The 23,407-nt window shown below is 63.5% G+C and carries 18 protein-coding genes; 9 read left to right on the top strand and 9 right to left on the bottom strand.

Going from position 1 to position 23,407, the window contains the following annotated elements; all coding sequences use genetic code 11:
- Positions 1-11 precede the first annotated feature (11 nt).
- The 6 genes from J3474_RS10285 to J3474_RS10260 all read right to left on the bottom strand — a co-directional run bounded on the left by J3474_RS10285 (position 12) and on the right by J3474_RS10260 (position 12,262).
- The gene (locus J3474_RS10285; RefSeq protein ID WP_207094094.1) at positions 12-3,227 is read right to left on the bottom strand and encodes an autotransporter outer membrane beta-barrel domain-containing protein; all 3,216 of its coding nucleotides are present in this window, start codon (positions 3,225-3,227) and stop codon (positions 12-14) included.
- 69 nt (positions 3,228-3,296) lie between these two features.
- Positions 3,297-5,645, bottom strand: coding sequence for a TonB-dependent receptor (locus tag J3474_RS10280; protein WP_207094093.1), 2,349 nt, complete (start codon positions 5,643-5,645; stop codon positions 3,297-3,299).
- Positions 5,646-5,647: 2 nt separating this feature from the next.
- Entirely contained in the window at positions 5,648-6,595 is a 948-nt protein-coding gene (locus J3474_RS10275) for a FecR domain-containing protein (protein ID WP_207094092.1), read from the bottom strand.
- 38 nt (positions 6,596-6,633) lie between these two features.
- Entirely contained in the window at positions 6,634-7,152 is a 519-nt protein-coding gene (locus J3474_RS10270; RefSeq protein ID WP_207094091.1) for an RNA polymerase sigma factor, read from the bottom strand.
- 170 nt (positions 7,153-7,322) lie between these two features.
- Positions 7,323-9,566: an arylsulfatase gene (locus J3474_RS10265; RefSeq protein WP_207094273.1), complete on the bottom strand. Its 2,244-nt coding sequence runs from the start codon at positions 9,564-9,566 to the stop codon at positions 7,323-7,325.
- Positions 9,567-9,808: 242 nt separating this feature from the next.
- On the bottom strand, positions 9,809-12,262 hold the full coding sequence (locus J3474_RS10260) for a TonB-dependent receptor (protein WP_207094090.1): 2,454 nt from the start codon (positions 12,260-12,262) through the stop codon (positions 9,809-9,811).
- A gap of 179 nt (positions 12,263-12,441) precedes the next feature.
- On the opposite strand from J3474_RS10260, the gene J3474_RS10255 reads away from it, so the two are divergent.
- A complete protein-coding gene (locus tag J3474_RS10255; RefSeq protein ID WP_013837150.1) occupies positions 12,442-13,116 on the top strand; it encodes a TetR/AcrR family transcriptional regulator in 675 nt (224 codons plus the stop codon).
- A 45-nt stretch (positions 13,117-13,161) separates the two neighbouring features.
- Here the strand turns inward: J3474_RS10255 and J3474_RS10250 are convergent, their stop codons facing one another.
- The gene (locus tag J3474_RS10250) at positions 13,162-13,863 is read right to left on the bottom strand and encodes a methyltransferase domain-containing protein (RefSeq protein ID WP_207094089.1); all 702 of its coding nucleotides are present in this window, start codon (positions 13,861-13,863) and stop codon (positions 13,162-13,164) included.
- A gap of 214 nt (positions 13,864-14,077) precedes the next feature.
- Between J3474_RS10250 and J3474_RS10245 the strand changes: the two genes are divergently transcribed.
- Genes J3474_RS10245 through J3474_RS10220 form a run of 6 tightly spaced genes read left to right on the top strand, consistent with a single transcriptional unit; the run spans position 14,078 to position 18,730 of the window.
- On the top strand, positions 14,078-14,512 hold the full coding sequence (locus tag J3474_RS10245) for a DUF2147 domain-containing protein (protein ID WP_242528329.1): 435 nt from the start codon (positions 14,078-14,080) through the stop codon (positions 14,510-14,512).
- Entirely contained in the window at positions 14,509-14,739 is a 231-nt protein-coding gene (locus J3474_RS10240) for an acyl carrier protein (protein ID WP_207094088.1), read from the top strand. The genes J3474_RS10245 and J3474_RS10240 overlap by 4 nt, the downstream gene beginning before the upstream one ends.
- Entirely contained in the window at positions 14,736-15,944 is a 1,209-nt protein-coding gene (locus J3474_RS10235; RefSeq protein ID WP_207094087.1) for a beta-ketoacyl synthase, read from the top strand. Before J3474_RS10240 ends, J3474_RS10235 begins: the two co-directional genes overlap by 4 nt.
- Positions 15,941-17,035 (top strand): type III polyketide synthase, encoded by a 1,095-nt coding sequence (locus J3474_RS10230; protein WP_013837155.1) that lies wholly within the window; start codon positions 15,941-15,943, stop codon positions 17,033-17,035. The genes J3474_RS10235 and J3474_RS10230 overlap by 4 nt, the downstream gene beginning before the upstream one ends.
- A gap of 1 nt (position 17,036) precedes the next feature.
- The gene (locus tag J3474_RS10225) at positions 17,037-18,158 is read left to right on the top strand and encodes an NAD(P)/FAD-dependent oxidoreductase (protein ID WP_207094086.1); all 1,122 of its coding nucleotides are present in this window, start codon (positions 17,037-17,039) and stop codon (positions 18,156-18,158) included.
- Positions 18,155-18,730 carry a DedA family protein gene (locus J3474_RS10220; protein WP_207094085.1) on the top strand — a complete coding sequence of 192 codons (576 nt, stop codon included), beginning with the start codon at positions 18,155-18,157 and terminating at the stop codon, positions 18,728-18,730. The genes J3474_RS10225 and J3474_RS10220 overlap by 4 nt, the downstream gene beginning before the upstream one ends.
- Positions 18,731-18,834: 104 nt before the next feature.
- Here the strand turns inward: J3474_RS10220 and J3474_RS10215 are convergent, their stop codons facing one another.
- Both J3474_RS10215 and J3474_RS10210 read right to left on the bottom strand, forming a co-directional pair.
- Positions 18,835-19,542, bottom strand: coding sequence for a hypothetical protein (locus tag J3474_RS10215; protein WP_242528328.1), 708 nt, complete (start codon positions 19,540-19,542; stop codon positions 18,835-18,837).
- Positions 19,543-20,031: 489 nt separating this feature from the next.
- Complete coding sequence (locus J3474_RS10210) at positions 20,032-20,445, bottom strand: recombinase family protein (protein WP_013837159.1); 414 nt, start codon at positions 20,443-20,445, stop codon at positions 20,032-20,034.
- A gap of 204 nt (positions 20,446-20,649) precedes the next feature.
- On the opposite strand from J3474_RS10210, the gene J3474_RS10205 reads away from it, so the two are divergent.
- Complete coding sequence (locus tag J3474_RS10205) at positions 20,650-22,332, top strand: ABC transporter ATP-binding protein (protein WP_207094083.1); 1,683 nt, start codon at positions 20,650-20,652, stop codon at positions 22,330-22,332.
- Positions 22,329-23,393 carry an efflux RND transporter periplasmic adaptor subunit gene (locus J3474_RS10200; protein WP_207094082.1) on the top strand — a complete coding sequence of 355 codons (1,065 nt, stop codon included), beginning with the start codon at positions 22,329-22,331 and terminating at the stop codon, positions 23,391-23,393. Before J3474_RS10205 ends, J3474_RS10200 begins: the two co-directional genes overlap by 4 nt.
- Positions 23,394-23,407 lie beyond the last annotated feature (14 nt).

The following is a 23,407-nucleotide window of genomic DNA, read 5'->3' as shown; positions in this document are numbered from 1 at the left end:
GACGGGGCGGCCTACCAGGCCACCTTCACGCTGCCGCGCAAGGCCAGGTTGACATGGTCATGACGATCTTCGGCCGACAGTTCGCCGCCCAGTACGAAACCGGCCGATCCGCCAAAGGCGCGCAGGCGGGCGAACCAGCCTCCGGTGGCCGTCTCACCGTCGAGCGAGAACGGGGTGCCGTCCTCGAAGTGGGCCGTCGTCGTTCCCAGGCCGCCGCTCAGGATCTCGCGCCAGCCGCCTTCGGTCTCGATGCGGAACCAGTTTTCGTCGCGTGCGCCCATGCCCATGAGGTCGGCGCCGAGCGTGAGGCCGCCATTGAGGCCAAGCTCGTCGCTCTTGCGTGAACTGACCGTCAGGTCGAGCGCTTCGCCGCCGCCGGCCTCGGTGTAGCCGCCTTCCTTGAGGCGGACGTAGTCGACGGTAACCGCCGGACGGAAATAGAGATAGCGGCTGCCACCCTCGGCCGACGCGCCTGCCGAGAACGTGACGAAGTTGCCGTTCCAGTCTCCCTCGATCTTGCGCTTTATGTCTTCCTGGCCGGCCACGCCGACGAAGTTGCGGGTGCTGTCGAAGTCGGCATGGCCATAAGATGCGCGGGTGAAGCCGCTGAACGCGCCCCAGTTGCCGCGCCAGTGCGCCGCCAGTTCATAGGAACCGGACTTGACCTCGCTTGCCGTACCGTTGGTGTGACGGTTCCACAGATAGGCGGCGGTCGCACCGAAGCGGCCGATGCCGGTTTCGTACTCACCGGTCAGCGACCAGGCATAGCCATTGAGATCGTAGGCCGCACTGCCTGCGGTGTCCTTGTCGCTACCCCAGAAGGCAAGGTTGACGTTTACGCTGATCGGGCCGCTGGCAACCAGCGGACCTTGCGGGTCCATCAGTTGCCGTCCGATGGTCCGCGCACCCAGGCTGATCCCTTCGAAGGATCCTCCTGCATGGTCTGGCAGCATCATGCCGACCGTCTGGCGGAAAAGGTCGCCATCGGCGATGCCGAGGAATACGTCCTCAACTTCCTGATCGCGTCCGAGTGCCGCAAAGACTGCGTCGTAGGCGGATGACTGCGAACGGTTCAGGCCAAGCTCCTGCTTGGAGCGGCGGGCGACGTCGACAACGATGGTGTTCGCTGCTGCATCCTCGTCGAGCGAGGCCTTGAACATGAAGGGGACAAGGTTGGTGGCGGTTTCAAGTCCGTCCAGGCCCTCGATTGCCCCGGCGGTGAGCACCTGGTAGCTGCCTTCGGCAGTCGACACGTCGGCAAGGCGGATGGAAAGCTTCGCGCCTTCCTCGAAGGAGGCCGTACCGGCAACGGTGTAGGCACTTCCCAATCCGGCTTCCTTGTTGAGCGTGACAGCCAGCACACCGTCCTTGCCCACGTCGAGCGAGCCGATCTGCGTGGGCGTGCGCACATCCAGCAGGCCGCCCTGGACGCTGACTGCAAGGTTCCCCGCATTGGCGAAGCTGCCCGAGAAGCGCGAGGTGCCGGCAAGCGTGAGGACATCGGCGCCCCCGCCGAAATCGACGGTGCCCAGGAATGCGGAGTTGCCGGCCAGGCTCATCGTGTCGCTTCCGCCGCCGAAGGCAACATTGCCGGTCTGCGCGGCGTCTCCCGAAAGCGCCATCGTGTTGCTGCCGGTGCCGAAGGAAACGTTTCCGTTCAGCGAACCATCCGCCAAGTCGAAGCGATCGTCGCCGCTTCCCAGCTTGACGTCGCCCACGATCGAAGGCGCATCATAACCCGATGCGACCTGCGTCTGCTTCACCGTCACGCCGCTCGTTGCGGAGGACAGGTCGATGGCGATGTTGCGGCCGGAATCGGCCTTGGCACCGCTGGCCACGATGCTGCCGCTGTTCTCGACAAGTGTGACCGTGCCGCTCTTGTCGACGATAGCGCTGGCCGAGCCGTTCTCACCTGCCGCCGTCGCCTTGATCGCTCCGCTGTTGCGGATGGTGGGGAGGCTGGCGCCTTCGGCGATGTGAATGGCGGTGGTTTGCGCATCTGCGGCATTGCCGCCGCTTGCCGCGACACTGCCGGAGATGCGCAGCTGCGGAGTCGAAGTGCCAGCGCCGATGCTCAAGGCCGTCGCATTGCCGCCATTGGACACGGCTGCAATGCCGCCGGAAATGCCGATGCCATTGGCGATCGTGACCGCGCCGCCGCGTCCACCGATGGCCAGGCCGGTGGCATCGACGCCGGAATAGAGGCCGCGACCTTCGACAGTGCCCTCGATCTGCAGGCCGTACTGGCTCGCCGTACCCGAGACGGGGCCGATGGCAATGTCACGGTCAGCCGCGCCGAGGACCATGGCCGGTGCCTCGCCGTAGGAAACGATTTTGGCGGAGCCTTCCTTTGCATCCTCGATCCCGTCGCCGTCCTCGTCGGCATTGTCGGGGTCGGAGTTCTTGGGCGCCACGGCAAGGACGATGCCGCCTGAGACATTGCCCTCGATTACGAGCGCCGATCCGCCTTGAAGCAGGTCATCCGCGTCGAGCTTGGAGGTATCCGAAGGCACGGTGGTGTAACGGTAGCCGGTCGAGGCTACGGTCCCCTGGACAACCATCGCGCCATCGACGTCGCCACCGAAGTGCGCACCGACCGAATCCTCGCCCTGGACCGACACGGAGCCGGCCAATCGCACATTGCCGCCGATGTCGCCCGCTTCGATGCCGGTAGCGCGGTCGCCCAGCACCGTTGTTTGCCCATCATGCACGAAATCCCCGGTCAGTGGCCCGCCCAGCGCGATACCCGCAGAATCGTTGCCTTCGACCACGATCTTGCCGCTGTTGACGATCTTGCCGGTATGGGCGCCCGTGGTGCGGATGCCGTAGCGGTTGGAGCCGAGCGCGAAGGGGCCGTCGAGGTCGCCGTCCTTGTCCTCATCGGTCGGTTCATGAGGTTCGTCGATGGTGATCGTGCCGGAATTGACAATGTCGCCACTGGTTCCGGCCGATGCGGCAATACCGACCGCGCCGCTCGCATTGCTGACGCTGATCGCGCCGGCATTGGTCACCTTGTGGTCGCTGTCCATAGTCACGGCGGTGCCCGCGGTCAGGACGACCGAGCCGTCCTTGGTGATGTTGATCGCATCGGCGGCGCCGTTCTTGATCGTCGAGGTACGCAGCGGCGAGGTTTTCTTGGTGGTAACGTCCTCGGCATGGGCGGCCGTGGTCTGGGCCGCCGCGGCAAGAGCAAGCAGTGCAGTAGAGGCAAGCAGGTAGCGCGACATCTCAATCCCTTCAGGTCGGTTTCGACCCTTGAGACGGAGACCTTCGCGGCCAGCCTTGAAGAAATTTTTTTAGAAACGGGTATCTACGCCCACGCGCAGGGTTCGCGGGCGCAGCGGCGTGACCTGTTCGCGCCCGATGCCGAAGGGCGTTCCCAGCGAAAACCGGTTGCCGCGCGAATTGGCGATGTTGGTCAGCCCGACCGTCACGCCGAGCCTGTCGGAGCCCAGCCGCAGGCTCGCGCCGCTGTCGAGATAGTCGCCCTGCGGTGCGCCCAGTTCAGGACCGATCCCGAGGCGCGATTGGCCCACGTAGCTTGCCCAGCCATTGCCGGTGAACCGTAGCCCGTGCCCGACTTCGCGTTCCCAGGTCAGGCCCACGCGTCCGGCAACATGGGCAATGTTGGGCACCTGCATTGAGCGCGCGGCGAGGAACAACGGCGGAGTGTCGACCTTGCTGCGGTTCCAGGTCACACCGGCTTCCACGCGCAGACCCGGGGTCAGCGCGACGCCGCCCGATACGCTGGCCGACCAGACGCGGCCGTCGCCGATATTGGCGGTGCTGGGCAGGCCGGAGCCATCGATGAAGTCCGCCTGGATGTCCTGCCAGCGCGTATAGGAAAGGCTAAGCGCCAGATCGAAGGGGCCTGTGCCCGCGCGGCCGTGGCGGGCGCCAAACTCGAATGTCTCGGTCCGGTCGTTGCGGAAGCGGCGGACGAACTCGCTCTCGATGGCGAAGCCGCCCGGACGGAAGCCCTCCTGGTAGCGCATGTACAGCGCCGTCCCGGGCGCAACTTCGGCGTGAAGCGCAAGGGAAGGCAGGAACGTCTCGAGCGAGCGCTTCGCAGTGACCTGGGCAAGCGCCATGGCCAGTTCGCGCGAGACGTCCTCTCCCGAGCCGCCGAGGCGCGAGTAGGTGAAGCGCCCACCGGCCGTGGCCACGAGGCCTTGCATGATTCGCAGGCTTGCCTCGCCATACAGGGTCGCTTCATCGATGGTGTTGCGCACGCCTGTCGTGGAACTGCGCAGCAATTCGCTTTCGAAGCGGCGCTTGAGGACCGTTGCATTATGGGTGAAGCTGGTCCCCACCAGCCAGCTTACGCCATGCCTTTCGGGCATCCACATGCGCGTCTCATTGGCGATCATGCGTGTCCGGTTGGCCTGCTCGAACAGGCGCGGCGCGCCTTCGGGCAGGCTGGCGTCGTAGCGTTCTCTCAGTCGCTGGCGCACGAGGCCGGTGGTGGAGCGCAGGCGCAAGTCGCCGATGCGGCCGGAAAGCACGAACTGACCCATCGCATAGTCTGCGTCGGAACCTTCGGTGACTCGGGCGGAGCTTTCCAGCGAGGGGCCGTTGCGATCGGCATACTGGCTGTCCGCCGCATCGGTCGTCTGGCCAAGCGCGATAAGATCGACGGACCATCCGGGCGAAATCTCGAAGCGGGCGCTGATCCGTCCACCGAGAATGTCGGTGCGATTGACATTGTTTCGGCCCAGGACCGGCTTGTCGATATAGCCGCCCTGTTGCACGGCATCGAGCGTCGCGCGCAAGGCCGCACTCTCGCCGCGGAGTGGCAGATTGACCGTCGCGCTGGCATCACCGCCGAAATCCCCGCCCTGCGTCAACGAACCGCCTAGAGTGCCGGAAAGCGTGGCCGCTCCCATAGCCGGGGCATTGGGCACGATGCGGATGATGCCGCCCAGCGATCCTGCGCCGTAAAGGGTGCCCTGTGGGCCTTCGAGGACTTCCACGCGCGCCATGTCGGAGAGGCGCAAGTCGGGGTCGGGCGCATTGTAGGCGAGCCGCAGGTCGCCAAGGTATTGGCCGACCGTCGCCTGGGTCGGTCCGGTGAAGCTGGAATCGGCAATGCCGCGAATGAACAACTTGTTGCGCCCGCTGCCCAGGTGGGTGGAGGTCACGGTTGCAAGGCGCTGCGTGATCTTTTCCGTACCGCCGATACCTCCGGCTTCAAGCGCCTCGCCGTCGAGGATCGCAACTTGCCCCGGCACCTGATCGATACGCAAGTCGCGCTTGGAGGCGATGACCACGATCGGTTCGGGCGGCGCGATCCGCTGCGGTGCGGCGATGGGGAGCGACGTCCGGGCCGAAGTTGCGGACTTGCGGCTTGGCTTCGGCGCCGCTTCGAGGCGCCATGCTGAGGGCGCAACTTCGACAGCATGAGCGCCAGCAGCGCGTGCCAATCGCCGAACGGCCTCGTCCGCCTTCATGCGTCCGCGCATGGAGGAGATGGATCTGCGGGCGATCTCCGGATCGGCAACGACGATGCTGGTCCCGGTCTGCCTGGCGAGGTCGCCGACCGCATCGCCCACGTTCCCGGCGCGCGTCGAAACCATGGCTTCACGCGCCAGCGCCGGGGCGGGCAGAGCCAGAATGGCCGCCAGAAGCCAGGTCGCAGCCTTCACGTTCAGCGTTCGCCGATTATCCAGCGATCGCCTTCCTGGCGCACGTCGAGACCGAGCAGAGCGGCCAGCGAGCGGGGGTCCTTGCGGATGGGATCAAGGCGCAGGGAACCCGAAACCGATCCGGGCGATGACCCGGGGGCAGCGGCAAAGGCAATACCGGTGCTGTTCGTCAGATCCATGGCTACCTGCTCAAGCGATGCGGCACTGAAGGTCAGCCGGCCTTCGCGCCATTCGCCAACCTGATCGGGCGAGATGGCCTCCAGCGTGATCCGACCGTCCTGCCCATTCTTGCGCAGGATCTGGCCGGGCGAAATGCGCTGGTTCTGGTCCTTGGGATTGAACTGCACCGCGCCTTCCGACACGGCGACGCTCATATCCGCACCGCGGTGGCGCACGTCGAAAATCGTGCCGACATCGACCAGCGTGTCGTCTCCCACCTTGAGGTGGAAGGGCCGCTGCGCATCGTGCCGGATGGTGAACAGGGCCTGTCCCTTTGCCAGATGGGCATAGCGCGGATCGTCGCGGTCGAGTTCGATGATCGTTTCGCCGGCCAGATCGATCTGACTGCCGGGATCGAGTGCGACTGTCCGCATCGCGCCCGGCGCGACTTCGATGCGGTAGAGGTCGCGCGAGTTCGCCTGCCAGAGAGTGAATCCGCCGACAAGCGCCAGCGAGGCAGCGAGCGCGCCGCCGATCCAGCGGCGCCGGGTGGTGCGCAAGGTCGCAGCGTCCGGTTGTGCAGCCGCCAGTCCATCGTCGTTCGCCGCACCCGCGCCGATCACCAGCTGCGATGCGTCGGCGACGGCGGCGGCGATAGCGTCATAGGCATGGCCATGGGCGGGATCGGCCTCCAGCCACAGGGTGAAGGCCTCCCAATCCTCGAACTGCGGGTCACCGGCCCGCACTGCCCAGTCGAGGGCTTGCTGCCGGATCGTCTCGTCAAACGTCATTACGCCCTCCTCTTGCCCGGAAGACGGAGACGATGGGCTCAAGCCTCATCGCGGGTTTCCTTCCATTCGCTGATCGCCCGATAGGCCCCGCGCAAATCGCTCTCCACGGTGCTGAGGCTCACGCCCAGATCCCGGGCGATGTCCTTCTGCGCCGCGCCATCGATGCGGTGCCGGCGAAATACCGTCGCCACGCGCGGGCCCAGCCCTTCGAGCATGCGCATGATCATTCCCGCCTCCTGCGCCGCGGCGACACGTTGCTCGGCGGAAGGTTCTGCCGGCGGATGGCCGGAATGCGCCTCGCTCCAGTCGCGATCGCGCTTCTCGGCCTGTCGGCGCGAGCGGTAGCGGTCGATCATCAGCAGGTCGGCGGTGCGGTAAAGATAGGATAGGGGCGATGCGACGGGGCCGGGGCGGCTCGACGAGAGCTTCACCCAGATTTCCTGCACGATATCCTCGGCCGCATCACCTGCCCCGCGCGCGCGCAAGAAGTTCAGCAGCTTCTCCCTGTTTTCCAGGAATGCCGATTCAAGACCCGAACGGAAAGGTTGCGAAGTCACATACAGCCGGAATGATTCTGGTTCTTGCGAGCCAGATAGACTGCCTGTTCCTCAAGGGAAAGGGGCCGACCGCGATCAATTGATCGCGGTCGGCGGATTGGCGGGCGGGTGCATGGGCTTGTCTGGGCGCGCTGCCCGGTCCCGGCTCTGCGGACAGCGCGCGCAAGTCTTCAGGGTGCGATGGTCACCACGACCTGCGACAGGGTGCCGGAGAAGGCGCTGTCAGCGACCGTGTAATCCGGATCGACCGGCGTGATCGTGTCGCGCCCGATGTCGAGGCCTTCGGTATGCGACATCCAGCCTGCGACCGTCCTGCCGATGCGCCCGCTTGCGATTTCCTTGCCGTCAAGCTGGATTGCAAGCGTTCCCGCGGTACCCGGCTTCGGTGCGTCGGCAGTAAAGCGCGCGGTCAGCTTGTGCTCGCCCGCGCCCACGGCCACGTCGCTGCGAACCGTGAACTGGTCATCGCCCACGGCATTGTAGTGGAACACCGGCTTGCCGTCTTTGAGGTAGAAGGCATAGCCGCCGAACCGTCCGCCCTGGGTGATGATCACGCCATTGGCGCCGCCTTCGGGGATGTTCGCATCGGCCTCGATGGTGAAGCTGTGCCCGATGGTATGCGGCGCTGCGTCCTCCTGAATGCGGGTGAGGCCCGGGGTATAGACGAAGCGCTTGCGGTGCCCGCCCACCGTCGGGCGGCCCTCGGTTCCCTGGCTGTAGTCGTGGATCGGCAGGATGTTGTTCTTCGCCGCTTCATCCCAGAACAGGTTCTGGAGTTCCTTGAGCTTGGCCGGGTTCTTCCTGGAAAGGTCGACTGCGGTCGTGAAATCCTTGTCGAGATTGAACAGGGTCCACACGCGCTGGTCGGGGCCGATGTCGAGCCGGCGATCGCCCGATGCACCGGCTTCCCATGCCGCGCGCTTGGGCAGGGTTCCGGCCATCCAGCCATCCCTGTAGATGCCGAAGTTTTCCATCATCTCGTAGATCTGGGTCCGCCGCGCGGATGGCGCCTTCGGCTGGGTGAAGCTGTACTTGAGACTGATGCCGTCGATCGGCTTCTGCTTGACGCCGTCGAGCACTTCGGGAGCCTTGACGCCCACCGCGTCGAGAACCGTTGGCATGATGTCGCTGACATGAGCATACTGCGTGCGCCATACCTTGCTGTCGGTAATGTGCCCCGGCCACGAGATGACCATGCCATTGCGCACGCCGCCGGCCTGCGATGCAACCTGCTTCCACCAGGGGAAGGGCGCATTGAGGGCCCAGGCCCACTGGGCCGGGAAGTGGTTGTAGACTTCCGGTCCGCCGAAGTCGTCGTAATGGCGCGCCAGTTCCTCGAAGCTTTCCGAACGCCCGGTGATCGTCGACTGTTCGAAGGCGAGGCCCTGCAGGCCTCCCTCGGCGCTGCTGCCGTTGTCACCCTCGATGTAGACGATCATGGTGTTGTCGAGTTGGCCTGAGCGGCGCAGTTCGTCGATCACCCGGCCGGTCTGGTAGTCCGAATAGGCGACGGTCGCCGCGAAGACCTCCATCAGCCGGGCGTAAACCTTCCGGTGCCTGGCATCGAGCGAGGACCAGGCCGGCATCGAATCCGGTCGCGGGCTTATCTTCGCATCGGCAGGAACAATGCCCAGCTTCTTCTGGCGCTCGAAGATCTGCTGGCGCAGCACGTCCCAGCCTTGGTCGAACTGCCCTGCGAACTTGTCGATCCACTCCTTGGGCGCATGATGCGGGGTGTGCGACAGGCCGGGCGCATAGTAGATGAAGAAAGGCTTGTCGGGCGCCACCGCATTCTGCTTGCGAATCCAGTTGATCGCATGATCGGCCATGTCGGCTTCGAAATGATAGCCGGGCCTGTTGTGCGGCGGCTCGAGCGGTGTCGTGTTCTCGACGATGCTGGGATTCCACATCGACGTGTCGGCCGAGAGGAAGCCGTAAAAGTATTCAAAGCCGAGGCCTACCGGCCAGCGGTCGTATGGCCCTGCCATGCTCATTTCCCATTCGGGAGTCAGGTGGCCCTTGCCGAACATGGCGGTGTTGAAGCCGTTCTCCTTGAGGATCTGCGCCATTGTCCCGCCGGACTTGGGAATGACTGTCGTATAGCCGTCATACCCGGTCGGCAGGTTGGTGACGTTGCCCATGTTCACGTTCTGCGGCAGCCGTCCGGTAAGCAGCGAAGCGCGCGTGGGCGAACACAGTGCGGTCGTGTTGAAGCGGGTGTATTTCGCCCCGTTTTGCGAGAGCGCCTCGAAGGTGGGGGTTGGAACCGGTCCGCCGAACGTGCTGGTGACGCCGAAGCCGACGTCGTCGGTCATGATGACAAGGACATTGGGCGCATTCTTCGGCGCTCTGGGTTCGGAAGGCCATTGCGGAGCATGGGTTTCGGCGACCGTCCGCCCGACCTTGCCCGCCATCGGGTCCGCCGCCTGGGCGAGAGCGAGTCCGGGAACGACCGCGACTGCCAGGGCCGTGGCACCGATCCAGCGCAGTCGCCGGCGCATTTGTCCGGGATTTCGGTTCGATTGGTTCATCGCTCAGGTCCTCTCTTCATGTTTTGCCATGGGATCGGAGCTCCGGCCGATCACCGGTGTAGAAGGCTGGGGAGATGAGGAACCGGCCAGTGCGGCAGGACTGCGGTTCCTCACCGGCCGCCCCCTCAGTACTTGAACGTGATCTGCGCGGTGACCGTACGCGGATCGGCAACATATCCGATTTGGTCGGCGTGGAAACCTCCCGCCGTCCCGGTGCCGCCACCCGAGCTCGGGGCGTCCTGCGCGCCGTTGACATAGAACGTGTTGGTCAGGTTCTTGCCAATGATGGCGAACTGCAGGTGGTCGTCCTTGGTCGAAAGGCGGATCTGCGCATCCAGAACGCCGTAGCTCTTCTGGCGCGAGTAAGGATTGCCGAAGGCCGTGGGCAGGTAGCTGCTCTTGAAGCGTCCGTCGGCGGACAGGTTGATCTTCAAGCTCTCGCTGACGTCGGTCTCATAGCTGGCGCCAAGCGCGCCGGTCCACTTGGGCGCATTGGCCAGTTCCACGCCGCTGAGATCCTGCGCGGCCCGCGGGGTTGTCGTATAGCAGCCCTGGGCGATGGTCTGGCCGGTCCAGCACGGAGCGCCATCGTACTTGTCGTAAGCGGCCTTGTTGTAGTTGAGCGAGCCGTGAAGTTCGAAACCCGGCAGGGCATAGGGCGCGAACTGGAAGTCGCTTTCGATGCCCTTCGTAATGGCCGAACCGGCATTGTAGGTGGTGAAGGCAAAGACCGGCGAATTGAAGAAGTCGATCTGCAGGTCCTTGTACTTGTACCAGAAGGCACCGAGGTTGAACCGCAACTGGCGGTCGAACAACTGCGTCTTGATACCGCCTTCGAAGCCTCGCGCCGTCTCGGGTCCGAAGGTGAAATCGTCGACCGATGCCAGCGGTCCGTAGATGCCCGAGTTCGAGAAGCCGCCCGACTTGTACGCCGACTTGTAGCCGGCATAGACGGTCACGGCATCGCTGGGCTCCCAGGTCACGGTAAATTCGGGCGACCAGTTGTCGAACGATTGGCTGGCGGTGAGGGTCACGCCGGGCGAGAAGACGCCGAGCCCCACGAGGGCGGGATTGGAGTAAGGCTGGAGGAACGAACTGTCCTTGGTCTCATGCGTGTAGCGCACGCCGCCGGCCAGTTCGACCTTGGGAATCGGGCGGAAGATGGCCTGACCGAAAAACGCAAGCGTTTCGCCCTTGGTGGTTGAATCCTTGGAGTTTCCGACAAAGCGGAAACCGTCTGGTGCATCAGAGTTCTCAAGCCCGGCCTGCGCCGTCCATGCCAGATAATTGCGCTTTGTGGTCTGGTAGAGGCCGCCCACCATGAAGTCGAACATGCCACCGAAATCCGAAGTGGCGCGCAGTTCGTCCGAAAAACTGTGGTAGTTTGTATCCTCGGTGGCGTAGAGCCCCACGGGCGATGCCGCTATCACATTGGCATCGATCTTGAAGATATTCCTGTTCCAGTTGTAGTTCGTGACATTGGTCAGCGTGATATTATTGTCCAGTTCGTAGTTGATCGTCCCTGTCGCGCCCCAGGACTTGTACTTGTTGCCGGGTGTGCCATCGTCATTGCCGTGGGGAATGTCTTGGGCCACCTCGATCGGCGCGGAGCCCTGGTACGTCCGGAACTTCTTCTCGCACGGCACATTGGCGTTGAGCTGCGCATGGCCGCCATTGCAGTTGTAGAATGCATAGTTCGAAAGTGGATTGTCCGAGCGCGCGTCGTTGAAGCTGGCTTTCAGGTTCGCTGTCAGGCGGCTGTCAGGCTTCCAGACGAGGGTGATGCGGCCGAGCAGATCGCGCGTACCCTGCTTGCGAATCGGATCGGCACCGGGCAGGAACCGGGTGTCACCGGTAGCAACATCGGTCAGGCGCCAGGTTTCCGCCTCTCCGCGATTGGGAAACAGGGAACCGTACTGCTTGCTGGCCCGCACTGCGAGGCGGGCCCCGAAAGTATCGCTCAGGGGCCCTGAGGCGATGGCTTCACCGGTCAACTGCTTGGCATTGGCCTCATAGCCCACCCTGGCGAGAAATTCAGGCGTGTCTCCGGGATCCTTCGTTGCCATGGAGACCACGCCGGCGGTCGCGTTCTTGCCGAAGAACAGCGCCTGTGGACCCTTGAGTATTTCTATCTGGCCGAGGTCGAAGAAGCCTTCGTTGATCGTGCGGCCCTGACCGTAATAGACCGAATCCACGACGACGGCGACCGACTGTTCGAGGCCGATCGAAGTGGTGTTCGAGCCGATGCCCCGCAGCACCAGGGTAGCGCCCGAGCCCGTGCCCGCGCGGCCGACGGAGAACTGCGGGGTCGAAGCCGAAAGCCGCTCGAGGCTCGTCAGGTCGTACTTTTCGATTGTCTTGGCATCGACGGCGGTAATCGCGACCGGAACGTCCTGCGTCGATTCTGCACGCTTGCGCGCCATGACAACGATTTCGCCGATCCCGCCCCGGGGTTCGTTGTTCTCGGCTCCGCTGGCCGCGGACTGATCCTGCGCGTGGGCCGGAATGCCCGCCAGCAGACCCGCAGCGGTCCCTGCAAGCAGCAGATTTCGAACGTGCTTGTAGTGTGATTTGCCCAAGTTCTCTCTCCCTCGTTCGCTTCGCCTTTGGCGAGGCGTTCCCTCAGCGGTGAGTTCCCCGCTTGCCCCCGGACAATGATGGAGAGCCAAGTTTAAATCACCTGTTTGTTTAATTAGTGTGTTTGAAATTTGCCTGAAAGCCTATACCCTCCGTCCCGGTCCTGTGGCAGAGGCAAGAAATGCAAAGCAAAAACAGCGAGAGGGCCAGGGCCAACGAGCGCACGCCAAGGACGAAGCGGTCGGAGGTCACGCGCCAGGTCATCCTGGAAGCGGCTGAAAATCTCTTCGCCAACGACGGCATCGAAGCTACCTCGATGCGCGCGGTCGCTTTGGCTGCGGGGCAGTCCAACGTCGCGGCCGTGCAGTATCACTTCGGCGACAAGCAGACCTTGCTCGCCGAGATCTTCGAATGGCGCGTGCAGCTGATGGAACCGCGCCGCCAGGACATGATCAGGCAGTTCGGCTCAATCGAAGGCTGCACGATGAGCGAGCTGCTCTCGGTCATTTTCCTGCCCTATCTCGACATGTGCAATGCGGCCGGCGCCCACGTCTATGCGCGCCTGCTGCTCGAATATCTCACGCTCTACGGTCGCTTCGCCCTGCAGCACCCGGCCGAAGATCCGCAGCGCCCGGATCTCGCCATTGCCCGGGCCATCAACGAATTCGATCGGCGCATGGATGCCCATCCCGCGGTGGCCCGGCGCCTGCACCTGACCATGATCACGACAGGATTCCTCGGCGTGATCAGCGAGTACGACCTGCTCAAGGCAAAGGGCCGGGCAGAAGTGCCCCTGGAAGACCTGGTCGCCCAGATGATAGAATTCTCCGCTGTCGGGCTCGAACACCTGAAATAGACAATCGACTTACCCGACCATCCGGGCACCCAAGATCGTCCGGCGCTAGCTGCCTTTCAGGCATTCCACCGAAAGGCGAAAGGCGAAGCGCCTTGCTATCCCGACACGTTCGGGATCGATGCCCGCGCCGGTCAGGATCTCGATCCAGTCCTCCTTGCGGAAGGACCGGGCGATCGAGAGCTGGCCGTCTTCGCGCACGATGCGGTGGACCCCCATTGCGCGGGCGAGCCATGGATAACCGTGATAGGCGAACCAATGGCGGTGCAGGTCGCTGATGAGCCAGCCTCGACGTGCGCGGCTGTCCATGTGGTGCAGGAAGGCCGTCAGCTGCGCATCGCTCATGTGATGAGCGACCTGGCTGCTGACGATGTAGTCGAACGCTTCGGGCTGGTCGCCATAGTCGCCGGTTCGAAAATCGATGTCGAGACCGTCCGGGGTCGCGGCGCGGGCGATCGGCTCGCTCCGGGGGTTGATGTCGACACCGACGAGCCGCGCCGAGATCCCTTGCCTTCGCGCCCATCGCGCAATCGCGCGAAGCAGGTCGCCGTGCCCGAATCCGACATCGAGCAGGCTGAAAGCGCTAGCCCCCCTCGTGGCCTTGCGCAGATATGCCAGGGCGGGGTGGGCCGTGAAGGTCCAGCGATTGACCCGGGCCAGATCGCGCAGGACCTGCGCATAAGTCTGAGAGTCCAGATCAAGCGCATCCATCTGTTCTTCCTGTCGGGATCGCACTGCAAGTGACGCCATCGGCATTCCCTTTTCATCGGACGCAAATCGGGGCCCTCGGCCCAAGCGCAACAATCTGGCGTTCCTGTGCGTTTCACGATTAATTGCATGGACTGTCCAGTCCCAAGGCGTGATAGTCGCGCAGATGAACAGCAAGCGCGAAGGGTTCGAGCACCTTGCCGAAAGAAACACGCAGGCGTTGTCATAGCAGCGGACGGGGAGCCGGTTCCATCCAATGAAATTCGTGCCGGTTGCCGTGATCATCGGGCTGTCTGCACTGGCGGGCTCCGCAAGCGCAATGCCTTCCCGCGGGATCTTCGGGCGGTGGCTGACCGACGATGGTGCCGGGATCGTCGAAGTGAAGCGTTGCGGCGCATCGCTCTGCGGCACGCTGGTGCGCGTTCTCGATCCCGAGGCTCCGGCCCGTGACGTCAACAATCCGGATGCTTCGCTCAGGGATCGACCGCTGGTGGGGGTGCGGATCATTTACGGCATGCATCCCGATGGCGATGGTTGGAAAGGCGGGCGCGCCTACGATCCAAAAGCTGGCCGCAGTTACCGCGCCTCTGTTGCCCTTGGTGAAAAGGGTCGCCTCGATGTAACCGGATGCATTCTGTTCCTGTGCCAGACCAAGCACTGGACCCGTGTTGCCGAGGAGAGCGGCCGTTGACGAATGAAGACATCATGGCCCTGATTTCGCAGGAAACCGGTCTCGAACGCGAAAAGCTGGCGCCTGACGCCACGCTTGCCACCCTCGACATATCCTCGATAGACCTTGTGAGCGTCCTGTTCGAGATCGAGGACCGCTTCGGCGTCGAGATCCAGCCCGAAGATATTCCCCCCGAATCCACCCTTCAACAACTGATCGACCGGATCACGGCCGGCGCCAAGGCATGATGCACAAAGTCGTCATCACCGGCATGGGGTGCGTCAGCGGTCTTGGCAAAGGTGTGGAGGCGAACTGGTCGGCCTTGCAGGACGGGGCGAGCGCAATTCGGCCTATCCAGCGCGAAGGTTTGGGGGGCATCGCCTCGTGGATTGCGGCGGAGGACAGCGGACCTGTGCATCTCGCATCGGCCGATTTGCGCGCACTGGGCAAGCTTGATCCGCTCTCCCTTCATGCCATCGAAGCTGCGAGCGAGGCCGTCGAACAGTCTGGCCTGCGCGGCCATCCGGTCCTGCACCACCGGACTGCTGTTCTCATGGGGTGCGGCAGCGGCGGCAATGCCACCATCGATACCGCCTATGAGCGCCTTTTCGCCAAGGGTCAGGCCAAGGTCCACCCGCAGACCATCCCAGCCTCGATGATTGCTGCGCCCGCCGCGCAGATCGCCATGCTGCTGAAGGTACATGGGCCGACCTTTACGCTGTCGAGCGCCTGCGCCTCGTCCGCCCATGCGCTCGGCGAGGCAATGCACATGATCCGCAGCGGAAGGGTCGACGTCGCAATTGCCGGAGGTGCGGAGGCGTGCCTGTCGCAGGGATCCTGGACAGCGTGGCGTTCCCTTGGCGTACTCGCACCCGACGCCTGCCGTCCATTTTCCATTGAGCGCAAGGGCATGGTGCTGGGCGAAGGGGCTGCAGTCATGGTGCTCGAAAGCCAAGAGCACGCCGTGGCGCGCGGTGCGACGGTCATCGCCGAACTGGCCGGTTACGGCGCGTCCAGCGATGCCGCGCACATGACCGCTCCGGACGTTGACGGGATCGCAATGGCAATCCGCGCCGCTCATGCCGATGCTGGCGTGGAAGCGGACGCTCCTGCGCTGATTTCCTCGCATGGCACCGGTACCCAGCTCAACGATCCGGCGGAGGCGGCGGCCATGCGGGCGGTCTATGGCACGGCGCTCGATCGCCACGACGTCATCGCGACGAAGTCTGCCCATGGCCACATGATCGGCGCCGCAGGAGCAATGGAATTCCTCTTGGGGATCAGCTGCCTTGTGCACGGCATCGCCCCGCCCATTCTCAATCACCTCGGCACCTCTGCGGACTGCGCCTTGCCACTGGTCCTGTCGCGGCAGATCATCGATCACGAGGTCCTGGTGTCGAACAGCTTTGCCTTCGGCGGCCTCAACGCGGTCCTGATCGGACGCAAGGCATGAGCGCTGTGACCGCCCACATCAATCGCATAGGCACGGCCAACCCGCCGCACGGCGTGCACGATGCTTTCCTGCGCTTCGCCACGGCCGGCCTGCCCGATGACAAGACGCGCAAGCTGTTTGGCCGCATGGTAGAGCGGTCGGGCATCGAGCAGCGTTTTTCGTTTCTCGAGCCGGTGACGCTGCCTGACGGGACGGTCACCGATCGGGACGATTTCTACGGCACCGGCGAATGGCCGAGTACCGCGCAGCGTATGACGCGCTATGCCAGCGACGCGCCGCGGCTTGCTCTCGATGCCATCCTCGCTCTCGATCCGGACATTGCGGCACAGGGCATTACCCACCTGATCGTTGCTTCCTGCACCGGCTTCATGGCCCCTGGGCTGGATCAGGTCATTATCGAAAGAGCAGGGCTGGACCCGCGCATCGAGCGCACCGTCGTCGGTTTCATGGGCTGCTACGCAGCCGTCAATTCGCTGCGCCTTGCCCATCATATCGTCCGCTCGACGCCGCAGGCCCGGGTCCTGGTGGTCACGCTGGAACTGTGCAGCCTCCATTTCCAGCGCACCGCCGACTTGGGCAAGCTGCTGTCGATGCTCCTTTTCGGCGATGGCGCTGCGGCGGCGCTCGTCACGGCGGATGCGAAGGGGATTGCACTCAAGGATTTTCGCGCAGCGACGATCGGGGGGACGGCCGATGCCATCACCTGGGACATCGGCGATCAGGGGTTCGACATGCACCTTGGCGGTGAAGTCCCGTCGCGCATCACCGAGGCGCTGCGCCGGGAGCGCGACATTCCCGAAGGATTGCTGCGCGGTCAGACGCCGGAGGAATTCTCGCTCTGGGCCGTCCATGCCGGTGGACGCACGATCCTCGACGCGGTTGAGCATGGCCTTTCCCTGCCCGAAGGTTCGCTGGCACCCTCGCGCGAAGTCCTGCGCGAATACGGCAATATGTCTTCGGCGACGCTGATGTTCATTCTTGCCCATATGCTCGAGCGCCGGGAGCAGAGGCGGGCGCCGCAGCCCGGCCTAGCCATCGCCTTCGGTCCGGGCATGGCGGCAGAAAGCTTTCGTTTCCAGCTGCTGGGTTGAGATGGCCGATGCGCTGATCCTTGGCGGGGGACTGGCGGGAGGCGCCGCAGCCCTGCTGCTCGCCCGTGCGGGGAAGTCGGTTTGCCTTGTCGAACGCGAAACGGGTCCGCATCACAAGATCTGCGGCGAATTCCTCTCGATCGAAGCCCATAGTCATCTCGCCGATCTCGGTATCGATGCAGCAGCGCTGGGCGCCGTGCCGATCGATCGCGTACGCCTGATCTCGGGCCCCGTACGGATCGACGCGGCCTTGCCGTTCACTGCACTCGGCCTCAGCCGTCATATCCTCGATGAAGTGCTTCTTGAACGTGCGGAGGCAGCCGGTGTCACGCTGGAGCGGGGCGTTCGGGTCCTTGAAATGGTCGGAACACGCGTGCGCACGAGCCTTGGAGAGCGCAGCGCCGGGACCGTCCTTTTGGCGACGGGCAAATTGCCGGTACGGGAGGGCGGGCAGGAGCGCAAGGAAAAGGACTCTGATCGCTATGTCGGCTTCAAGATGCATTATCGTCTTTCGCGTCCGGCGCAGGAGCAGCTTGCAGGCGTGGTGCAACTGACCCTGTTTGAAGGCGGCTATGCCGGCCTGCAGATGATCGAAGGTGGTTGCGCCAATCTGTGTCTTATCGTCAGGCGAAGCCGGCTTTCGCAGATCGGCAGGAACTGGTCTGACATGCAGGCGATGCTGGCATCCCTCCCGCGCGGCGGCGAATGGCTTTGCGAAGCCGAGCCCTTGTTCGCCAAGCCCGTCACGATCGGAAACCTGAGCTATGGCATGGCGCCGGCCTGCCGCCCGGACGACCCGGTATTTCGCCTGGGGGACCAGGCAGGCATGACGGCATCGCTGACCGGTGACGGCATGGCACTTGCCTTGCGTAGTGCCTTCATCGCGGCCGAGTGCCTGCTCGAAGGCAAAGACGCCGCGCACTATCGTCAGCGCCACCGTGCCCAAACCGGGCGCCAGCTAACCCGCGCCATGGCCTTGCAGCGTGTTCTCGAACAACCGGTCCTGCGCACGATGGGCGTCGGCCTGCTCAAGATGCGGCCGGGCCTCCTCACGCGCTTTGCGCAAGGAACGCGTCTGGGCGCGTACCCGAGGCTGCCGGAGCGGGTAATGGTCGCGCCATGACGGTTTCGGCGATCATCGCGCGATACGGGCTCATCGCCATCTTCGTGGGGGCAGGGCTCGAAGGCGAGACGGTCGTCCTCGCAGGAGGGCTCCTCGCACACCATGGACTGCTGAGTTTGCCCGGCGTCCTGGCAGCGGCGGCGGGAGGCTCATTTCTCGCCGACCAGATCTTCTTCTTTATAGGCAGGCGCTACCGGAACCGCGGCAACCTGTCCCAGCTGAGGCAAAGGCGCGGCTTCGCACGGGCCCTGTCATTTCTGGAGCGCCACCCAACCGGCTTCACCCTCAGCTTCCGTTTCATCTATGGTCTGCGCACCGTCAGCCCGCTGGCCATCGGCACCTCGTCCATACCTACCGCCCGCTTCATCCTGTTCAACGGGATTGCGGCCACGACCTGGGCCATCGTCATCGGGTGCATCGGTTTTGGCTTCGGCCACGGGTTCAGCCAGGTGTTCGCGCACCTGCACAAAGACTTGCGCTTCGTCCTGTCGTTGCTTGTCCTGCTGGCCCTTTGCCTGATCGGCGCCGGCGTCCAGAGGTGGAGAAGGCGGCGCACGATCCGGTTGGACTGATGCCCGGGCCAGCGCTGCGTCCTGCCGAGTTCGACCGGACGGTCTTCGGCCGAACGTCCATTTTCGTTCGTGTAGTAGTTGCTCCCGACGACTGGACTTCGTCTTCAGAACGAAGTCGACATTCTCAGGGCGACCTCGTTCTGGTGCGGGACCGGCTGACCCGGCGCAAAGGCTTTGCTTCCGGTGCTCGCCTCAAGGCTCATCAGGGCGTGGGCGAACAGGGCAGGGCCGGCGACGGGCATTTCGAACACGAGGCGGGCGCCTTGCGCTGCACCGGATTCGCCATTGGTCATCCGCATTGCGTCATCCTGCAGGGAATGTCCGCCCCAACCGCCTTGTGCAAACCACCCGCATCGCACGCGCCAGCCGGAGGCGTGTCGCACAGTCGCCTCAAGGCCCGTTTCGACGGTCTTAGTCTTGGCGACGAGCAATGCGGACTCGCGATCCATCCTGCTGGTCATTCCTGCATGTGCGCGCAGCCGAAGTTCGGTGTCTGCACCAATGTCCTGCCAGCCTTCGACGCTGACCTGCCGGGCATGAACCTTCATGCGCGCGTCGGAACCGGGTTCGTCGCCCGGATGCCGAGATCGCAGTGACACGAAATCGAGGCCCCAGCCGGAAATTCCGCTGTCATCCACAAGCCGCCTGGTTCTGGCGCGTTCGATAGTGATCCGATCCGATGTCGACCACTGCAGATCCGCAGGCGCGATGCGAAGCGTTGCAATGCCGGGCAGATTGCTTTCGCCGGCTTGAGCCGGAGGCGCAATCGTCACGGCAAGCAGGCCTGCGATTGTCAGGCTTGGGCGGTTCATTGCGGCCTCCACGATAGCTTGTGCCCTGCGGGTTTCCCTGACTAAACGTCACCGCATGGCAAAATCCGCAGCCCGGATGCTTTTGACCGATGTTCCAATGCAGCTGCACTGGGGGCGATGTGCCGGACGGTCGCTTCGAAGCCGTCATCCGCTAGAGCGACAGACGTCTCGCTTCCAACGGCCTCATCGGTGTCGTCACGAGCAAGACCGCACCATTCCCGCTCCATGCCCGCTCCTTGAACCCACATTGAGTCCCCCAAACCGTTTGCCGGTCGAAGGCCTTCGAACAACGTGTCGGTTTGCAATGTGAGAAGCCAGACCTGATCCATTCGCGCCTGCTTGTTATGGCGCCCCGGTTTGCGGTCCCGCTCGGAGCGCCAGCACTTCTTGCATGAAATCGCTGCGATTTGGATGTTCCACTCACCGCCTTGCCTCGCAAGAGATGGCTGCGCAACGGACGTCCTAGATCCGTCCGGAGGCGGCGCGTGACTAATCCTGCAGCCTGGCTGCTCCCATGCCTGTCTCAGCCTCCGCGCGCTCGCGCTGGACATCGTGACCAAATGCCGTGAAGGCTGCCACGGTGTGAAAGAAGCTGCGACCTTCGGGCGCGGTGGTGTCTATGTCTTCACACAAGGAGCGGAATTCGACCTGCCGTTCGCCCAGCGCCTGCAAGTCGCAAATCAGCGTAATGAGCGAGCGTGACAGGCGGTCTAGGCGCCAGACTATGATCTCGTCGCCGGGGCGGGCGTAGTCGCACATTTCCATGTAGGCGGGCTTGAGCACGGCGGAACCGGATATTCCGTGATCCTCCCAGATCCGCACGGCACCGGCCGCGCGAATGGCCTCGAGTTGGGCAGCCAGGCTTTCTTCTCCTGCGCTTGTCCGCACGTAGCCCAATTTCATGGCGTTGAACTCCTGGAGGTCCTTGATCGATCTTACCTCGCGCTGCAGCGTCGCATCGACGCCGTCAAGGCTCGGCCTCCACTTTGCGGGCTATCGGCGCTGATGTTGCAACTGCGTTATTAAATGTTGCAAGGCAGCATTGGCCTCTTGTCTCGGGCTACAGCTCATCACTAGATGCCAGCAGCATGTTGATGAGGTCGCGAATTGTCCGGTGAGTATTTGGGGCTACGTCAGGCGTCTACGTGGCTCAGGGAAATAGTCGGTCCCGATAAGGGTTATATCAAAGTCGGCATCGTCTACACATTGGCGATCACGCTACTTTCACTGGCGACACCTATTTCGGTCCAGTTACTGATCAATTCGGTAGCGCGCACGGCGTTGGTGGCCCCGCTTTGGATATTGTCGGGCGTGTTACTCGTCCTTCTGCTCCTCGTTGCCGGACTAAGCGCGCTGCGCAGCTACCTCTTGGCGATGTTCGAACGCCGCATTTTCGCACGTGTCGTAGCGGAAGTCACCGTGCGGGCTGTCCATGCGCAGAACCCCTTTTTCGCGGATCAAAGCAAAGGCAGCCTGTTCAACCGCTACTTCGACATGGTTGTCGTCCAAAAAGCGGTGCCAAGCCTGGTGATCAACGCGTTCACGATCATCCTCCAGGGCGCGGTGGGGCTGATCGTGACGAGCTTCTATCATCCCTTCTTTCTCGGATTCAACATCGTCCTGATCGCGACCTGCCTGCTCATTTGGCTGGTGTGGCACCGCGGCGCGATCGCGGGCGCGGTCGGTCTCTCGCATGCCAAGCACGAAGCGGCGCAGTGGCTGGAAGGCGTCGGTGCATCGAACGGCTTCTACAAGTCCGCGCGCCATCTCGATTTCGCAATGGACAGGTCCGAGGCGGTAACGCGAAACTACATTAACGCGCACCGCCGCTATTTCCGCTACAGTTTCGCGCAGACGCTGGGATATTTCCTGGTCTACGCCTTTGCCGCCTCGGCACTGCTTGCGCTCGGTGGAAATCTTATCCTGGCGGGCCAGCTTTCGATCGGTCAGCTAGTGGCGGCCGAGCTCATCCTGTCCGGCGTTTTCTACGGCATCTATCAGCTGGGGTGGTATCTCGACACCTTCTACGACCTGGTGGCAAGCTCGGAGGAATTGTCGCAGATATTTGCCATCCAGCAGGAACCGCTCGGACTCAACGGCCAGGCCCCGCCCGATGGCTCGGTACGGTTTCGCGCCGTGGAACTGGGCGGGTCGCGCTTTGACTTTGCTATCGATAATGGCGAGCAGGCCGTCATTGTCGCGGAGCCCGGTGTCGAAAGCCAGATCGCGCTCATGCTCAAGCGTCATGCCAATCCTGAAAGGGGATTGCTGACAATCGGCGGTAGCGACCTGGGCAGCTTCGACATGTATCTGCTGCGATCCGCCGTAATGGTGCTGAACAGGCCAACAATCGTCGATATCACCATCCGCGAGTACCTGAACCTTGCCGCAGGCGGCAATGCGGATGGCGCTACGATCATGCGGATGCTCGATGTGGTTGGCCTTGCCGCGCGCATCTCCAGCCTGCCTGAGGGGCTGGACACACAGCTGGCAAGTTCCGGATCTCCGCTTTCGATCGTGGAAGTCATGCAACTTAAGGTGGCAACGGCACTGCTGAGCCGACCAAGGGTCCTTTTGCTGTCGCAACTCTATGACATGGTTCCGGCCGAACCACTCCATGAGACACTGAAAATGCTGCGCGAGCATGGCACGACCGTTCTGCTTTTCACCGGCCGGCCTGAGGCGTTGCAACTCGATAGCTGCTTCTGGCTGGGCGTGCATGCGCAGCGCCGCTTCACGGATCGGACTGATCTGGTGCGCTTCTTGCGAACAAAGGAGGGAGAGGCATGACGATCAGTGAAGCGCAGTTGACGCATTTTCGCTCTCTTGCAGGACTCAATCCTCCACGGGTCGTTATCGTCGTGGCATGGCTTATCCTGGTGGGGATCTGTCTCGCGGTCGCCATTCTCTTCGTGCCTTGGCGGCAGACGGCGCAAGGGGGCGGGCAGGTCATCTCCCTTGATCCCGATGACCGTCCACAGCAGGTCTCATCGCTCGTCGAGGGGCGCATTCAGCGCTTCTTCGTGCAGGACGGCCAGCTTGTGAATGCCGGCGATCCGATTGCCCAGGTCGTCGATGTCGATCCCAATTTCCTTGAGCGCCTGGCCGCCGAGAAGGCGGAGATCGAGGCACAGATCGCCGCAATCGAGCAGGCGCGCGCGGTCGCCTCGATCGATGTGGGGCGCACAGGTCAGCTTTTCGCCGAAGGGCTGGCGGCTCGGCGGGATTATGAACAGACGCAGATCAAGGTTGCCGAAGCCAACGCCAAGCTCGCTGAGGCGAAGGCGAAGCTGAAGCAGATCGAGGTGCGGCAGATGCGCCAGTCGGCACAAGTCGTCACTGCACCGCGCAGCGGCCGTGTTCAGAATCTGAACGCGGCGGCGGGAGGCGCGTTGATCTCGGCCGGCACAGTGCTGGCGATGATCGCACCGGAGCAGGTCAGCCGCGCGGTTGAACTCTATGTGGACGGCCGGGATATCCCGCTGGTCGAACACGGGCGACCGGTCCGCCTCGAATTCGAGGGCTTTCCCGCATTCCAGTTCAGCGGTTGGCCGGCCTTCGCGGTCGGCATCTATGACGGGCAGGTTCGGTCGGTCGATCCGACACCGCGCGCTGATGGCCTGTTTCGAGTGCTGGTCGAACCCAGACCCGGGAAGCCGGCCTGGCCGGCCCGGCGCTTCGTGCGCCAAGGCGGGAAGGCACTGGGCTGGATACAAGGCGACAACGTCACGGTCGGCTACGAACTGTGGCGGCAGATCAACGATTTTCCCCTGAATTTCGGGCAGGTTCAGGTGGCTGGGGAAGGTCAGGAAAAGGCTGAGAAAAGCTCGATCGAAAAGAAGAAGAAGTAATGATGCGCATCTTG

The organism is Novosphingobium sp. PY1 (genome assembly GCF_017312445.1).
GTDB lineage: Bacteria > Pseudomonadota > Alphaproteobacteria > Sphingomonadales > Sphingomonadaceae > Novosphingobium.
The sequence above is the reverse complement of the archived record's forward strand: the minus strand, read 5'-3'. Positions and strand labels throughout refer to the sequence as shown.

Excerpts from the sequence above, each read along its gene's own strand:
- J3474_RS10235 (WP_207094087.1), top strand. The coding sequence starts at position 14,736 with ATGATGCACAAAGTCGTCATCACCGGCATGGGGTGCGTCAGCGGTCTT.
- J3474_RS10275 (WP_207094092.1), bottom strand. The coding sequence starts at position 6,595 with ATGACGTTTGACGAGACGATCCGGCAGCAAGCCCTCGACTGGGCAGTG.
- J3474_RS10250 (WP_207094089.1), bottom strand. The coding sequence starts at position 13,863 with ATGGCGTCACTTGCAGTGCGATCCCGACAGGAAGAACAGATGGATGCG.
- J3474_RS10245 (WP_242528329.1), top strand. The coding sequence starts at position 14,078 with ATGAAATTCGTGCCGGTTGCCGTGATCATCGGGCTGTCTGCACTGGCG.
- J3474_RS10265 (WP_207094273.1), bottom strand. The coding sequence starts at position 9,566 with ATGGCGGGCAAGGTCGGGCGGACGGTCGCCGAAACCCATGCTCCGCAA.
- J3474_RS10200 (WP_207094082.1), top strand. The coding sequence starts at position 22,329 with ATGACGATCAGTGAAGCGCAGTTGACGCATTTTCGCTCTCTTGCAGGA.
- J3474_RS10215 (WP_242528328.1), bottom strand. The coding sequence starts at position 19,542 with ATGAACCGCCCAAGCCTGACAATCGCAGGCCTGCTTGCCGTGACGATT.
- J3474_RS10230 (WP_013837155.1), top strand. The coding sequence starts at position 15,941 with ATGAGCGCTGTGACCGCCCACATCAATCGCATAGGCACGGCCAACCCG.
- J3474_RS10210 (WP_013837159.1), bottom strand. The coding sequence starts at position 20,445 with ATGAAATTGGGCTACGTGCGGACAAGCGCAGGAGAAGAAAGCCTGGCT.
- J3474_RS10220 (WP_207094085.1), top strand. The coding sequence starts at position 18,155 with ATGACGGTTTCGGCGATCATCGCGCGATACGGGCTCATCGCCATCTTC.
- J3474_RS10225 (WP_207094086.1), top strand. The coding sequence starts at position 17,037 with ATGGCCGATGCGCTGATCCTTGGCGGGGGACTGGCGGGAGGCGCCGCA.
- J3474_RS10255 (WP_013837150.1), top strand. The coding sequence starts at position 12,442 with ATGCAAAGCAAAAACAGCGAGAGGGCCAGGGCCAACGAGCGCACGCCA.
- J3474_RS10285 (WP_207094094.1), bottom strand. The coding sequence starts at position 3,227 with ATGTCGCGCTACCTGCTTGCCTCTACTGCACTGCTTGCTCTTGCCGCG.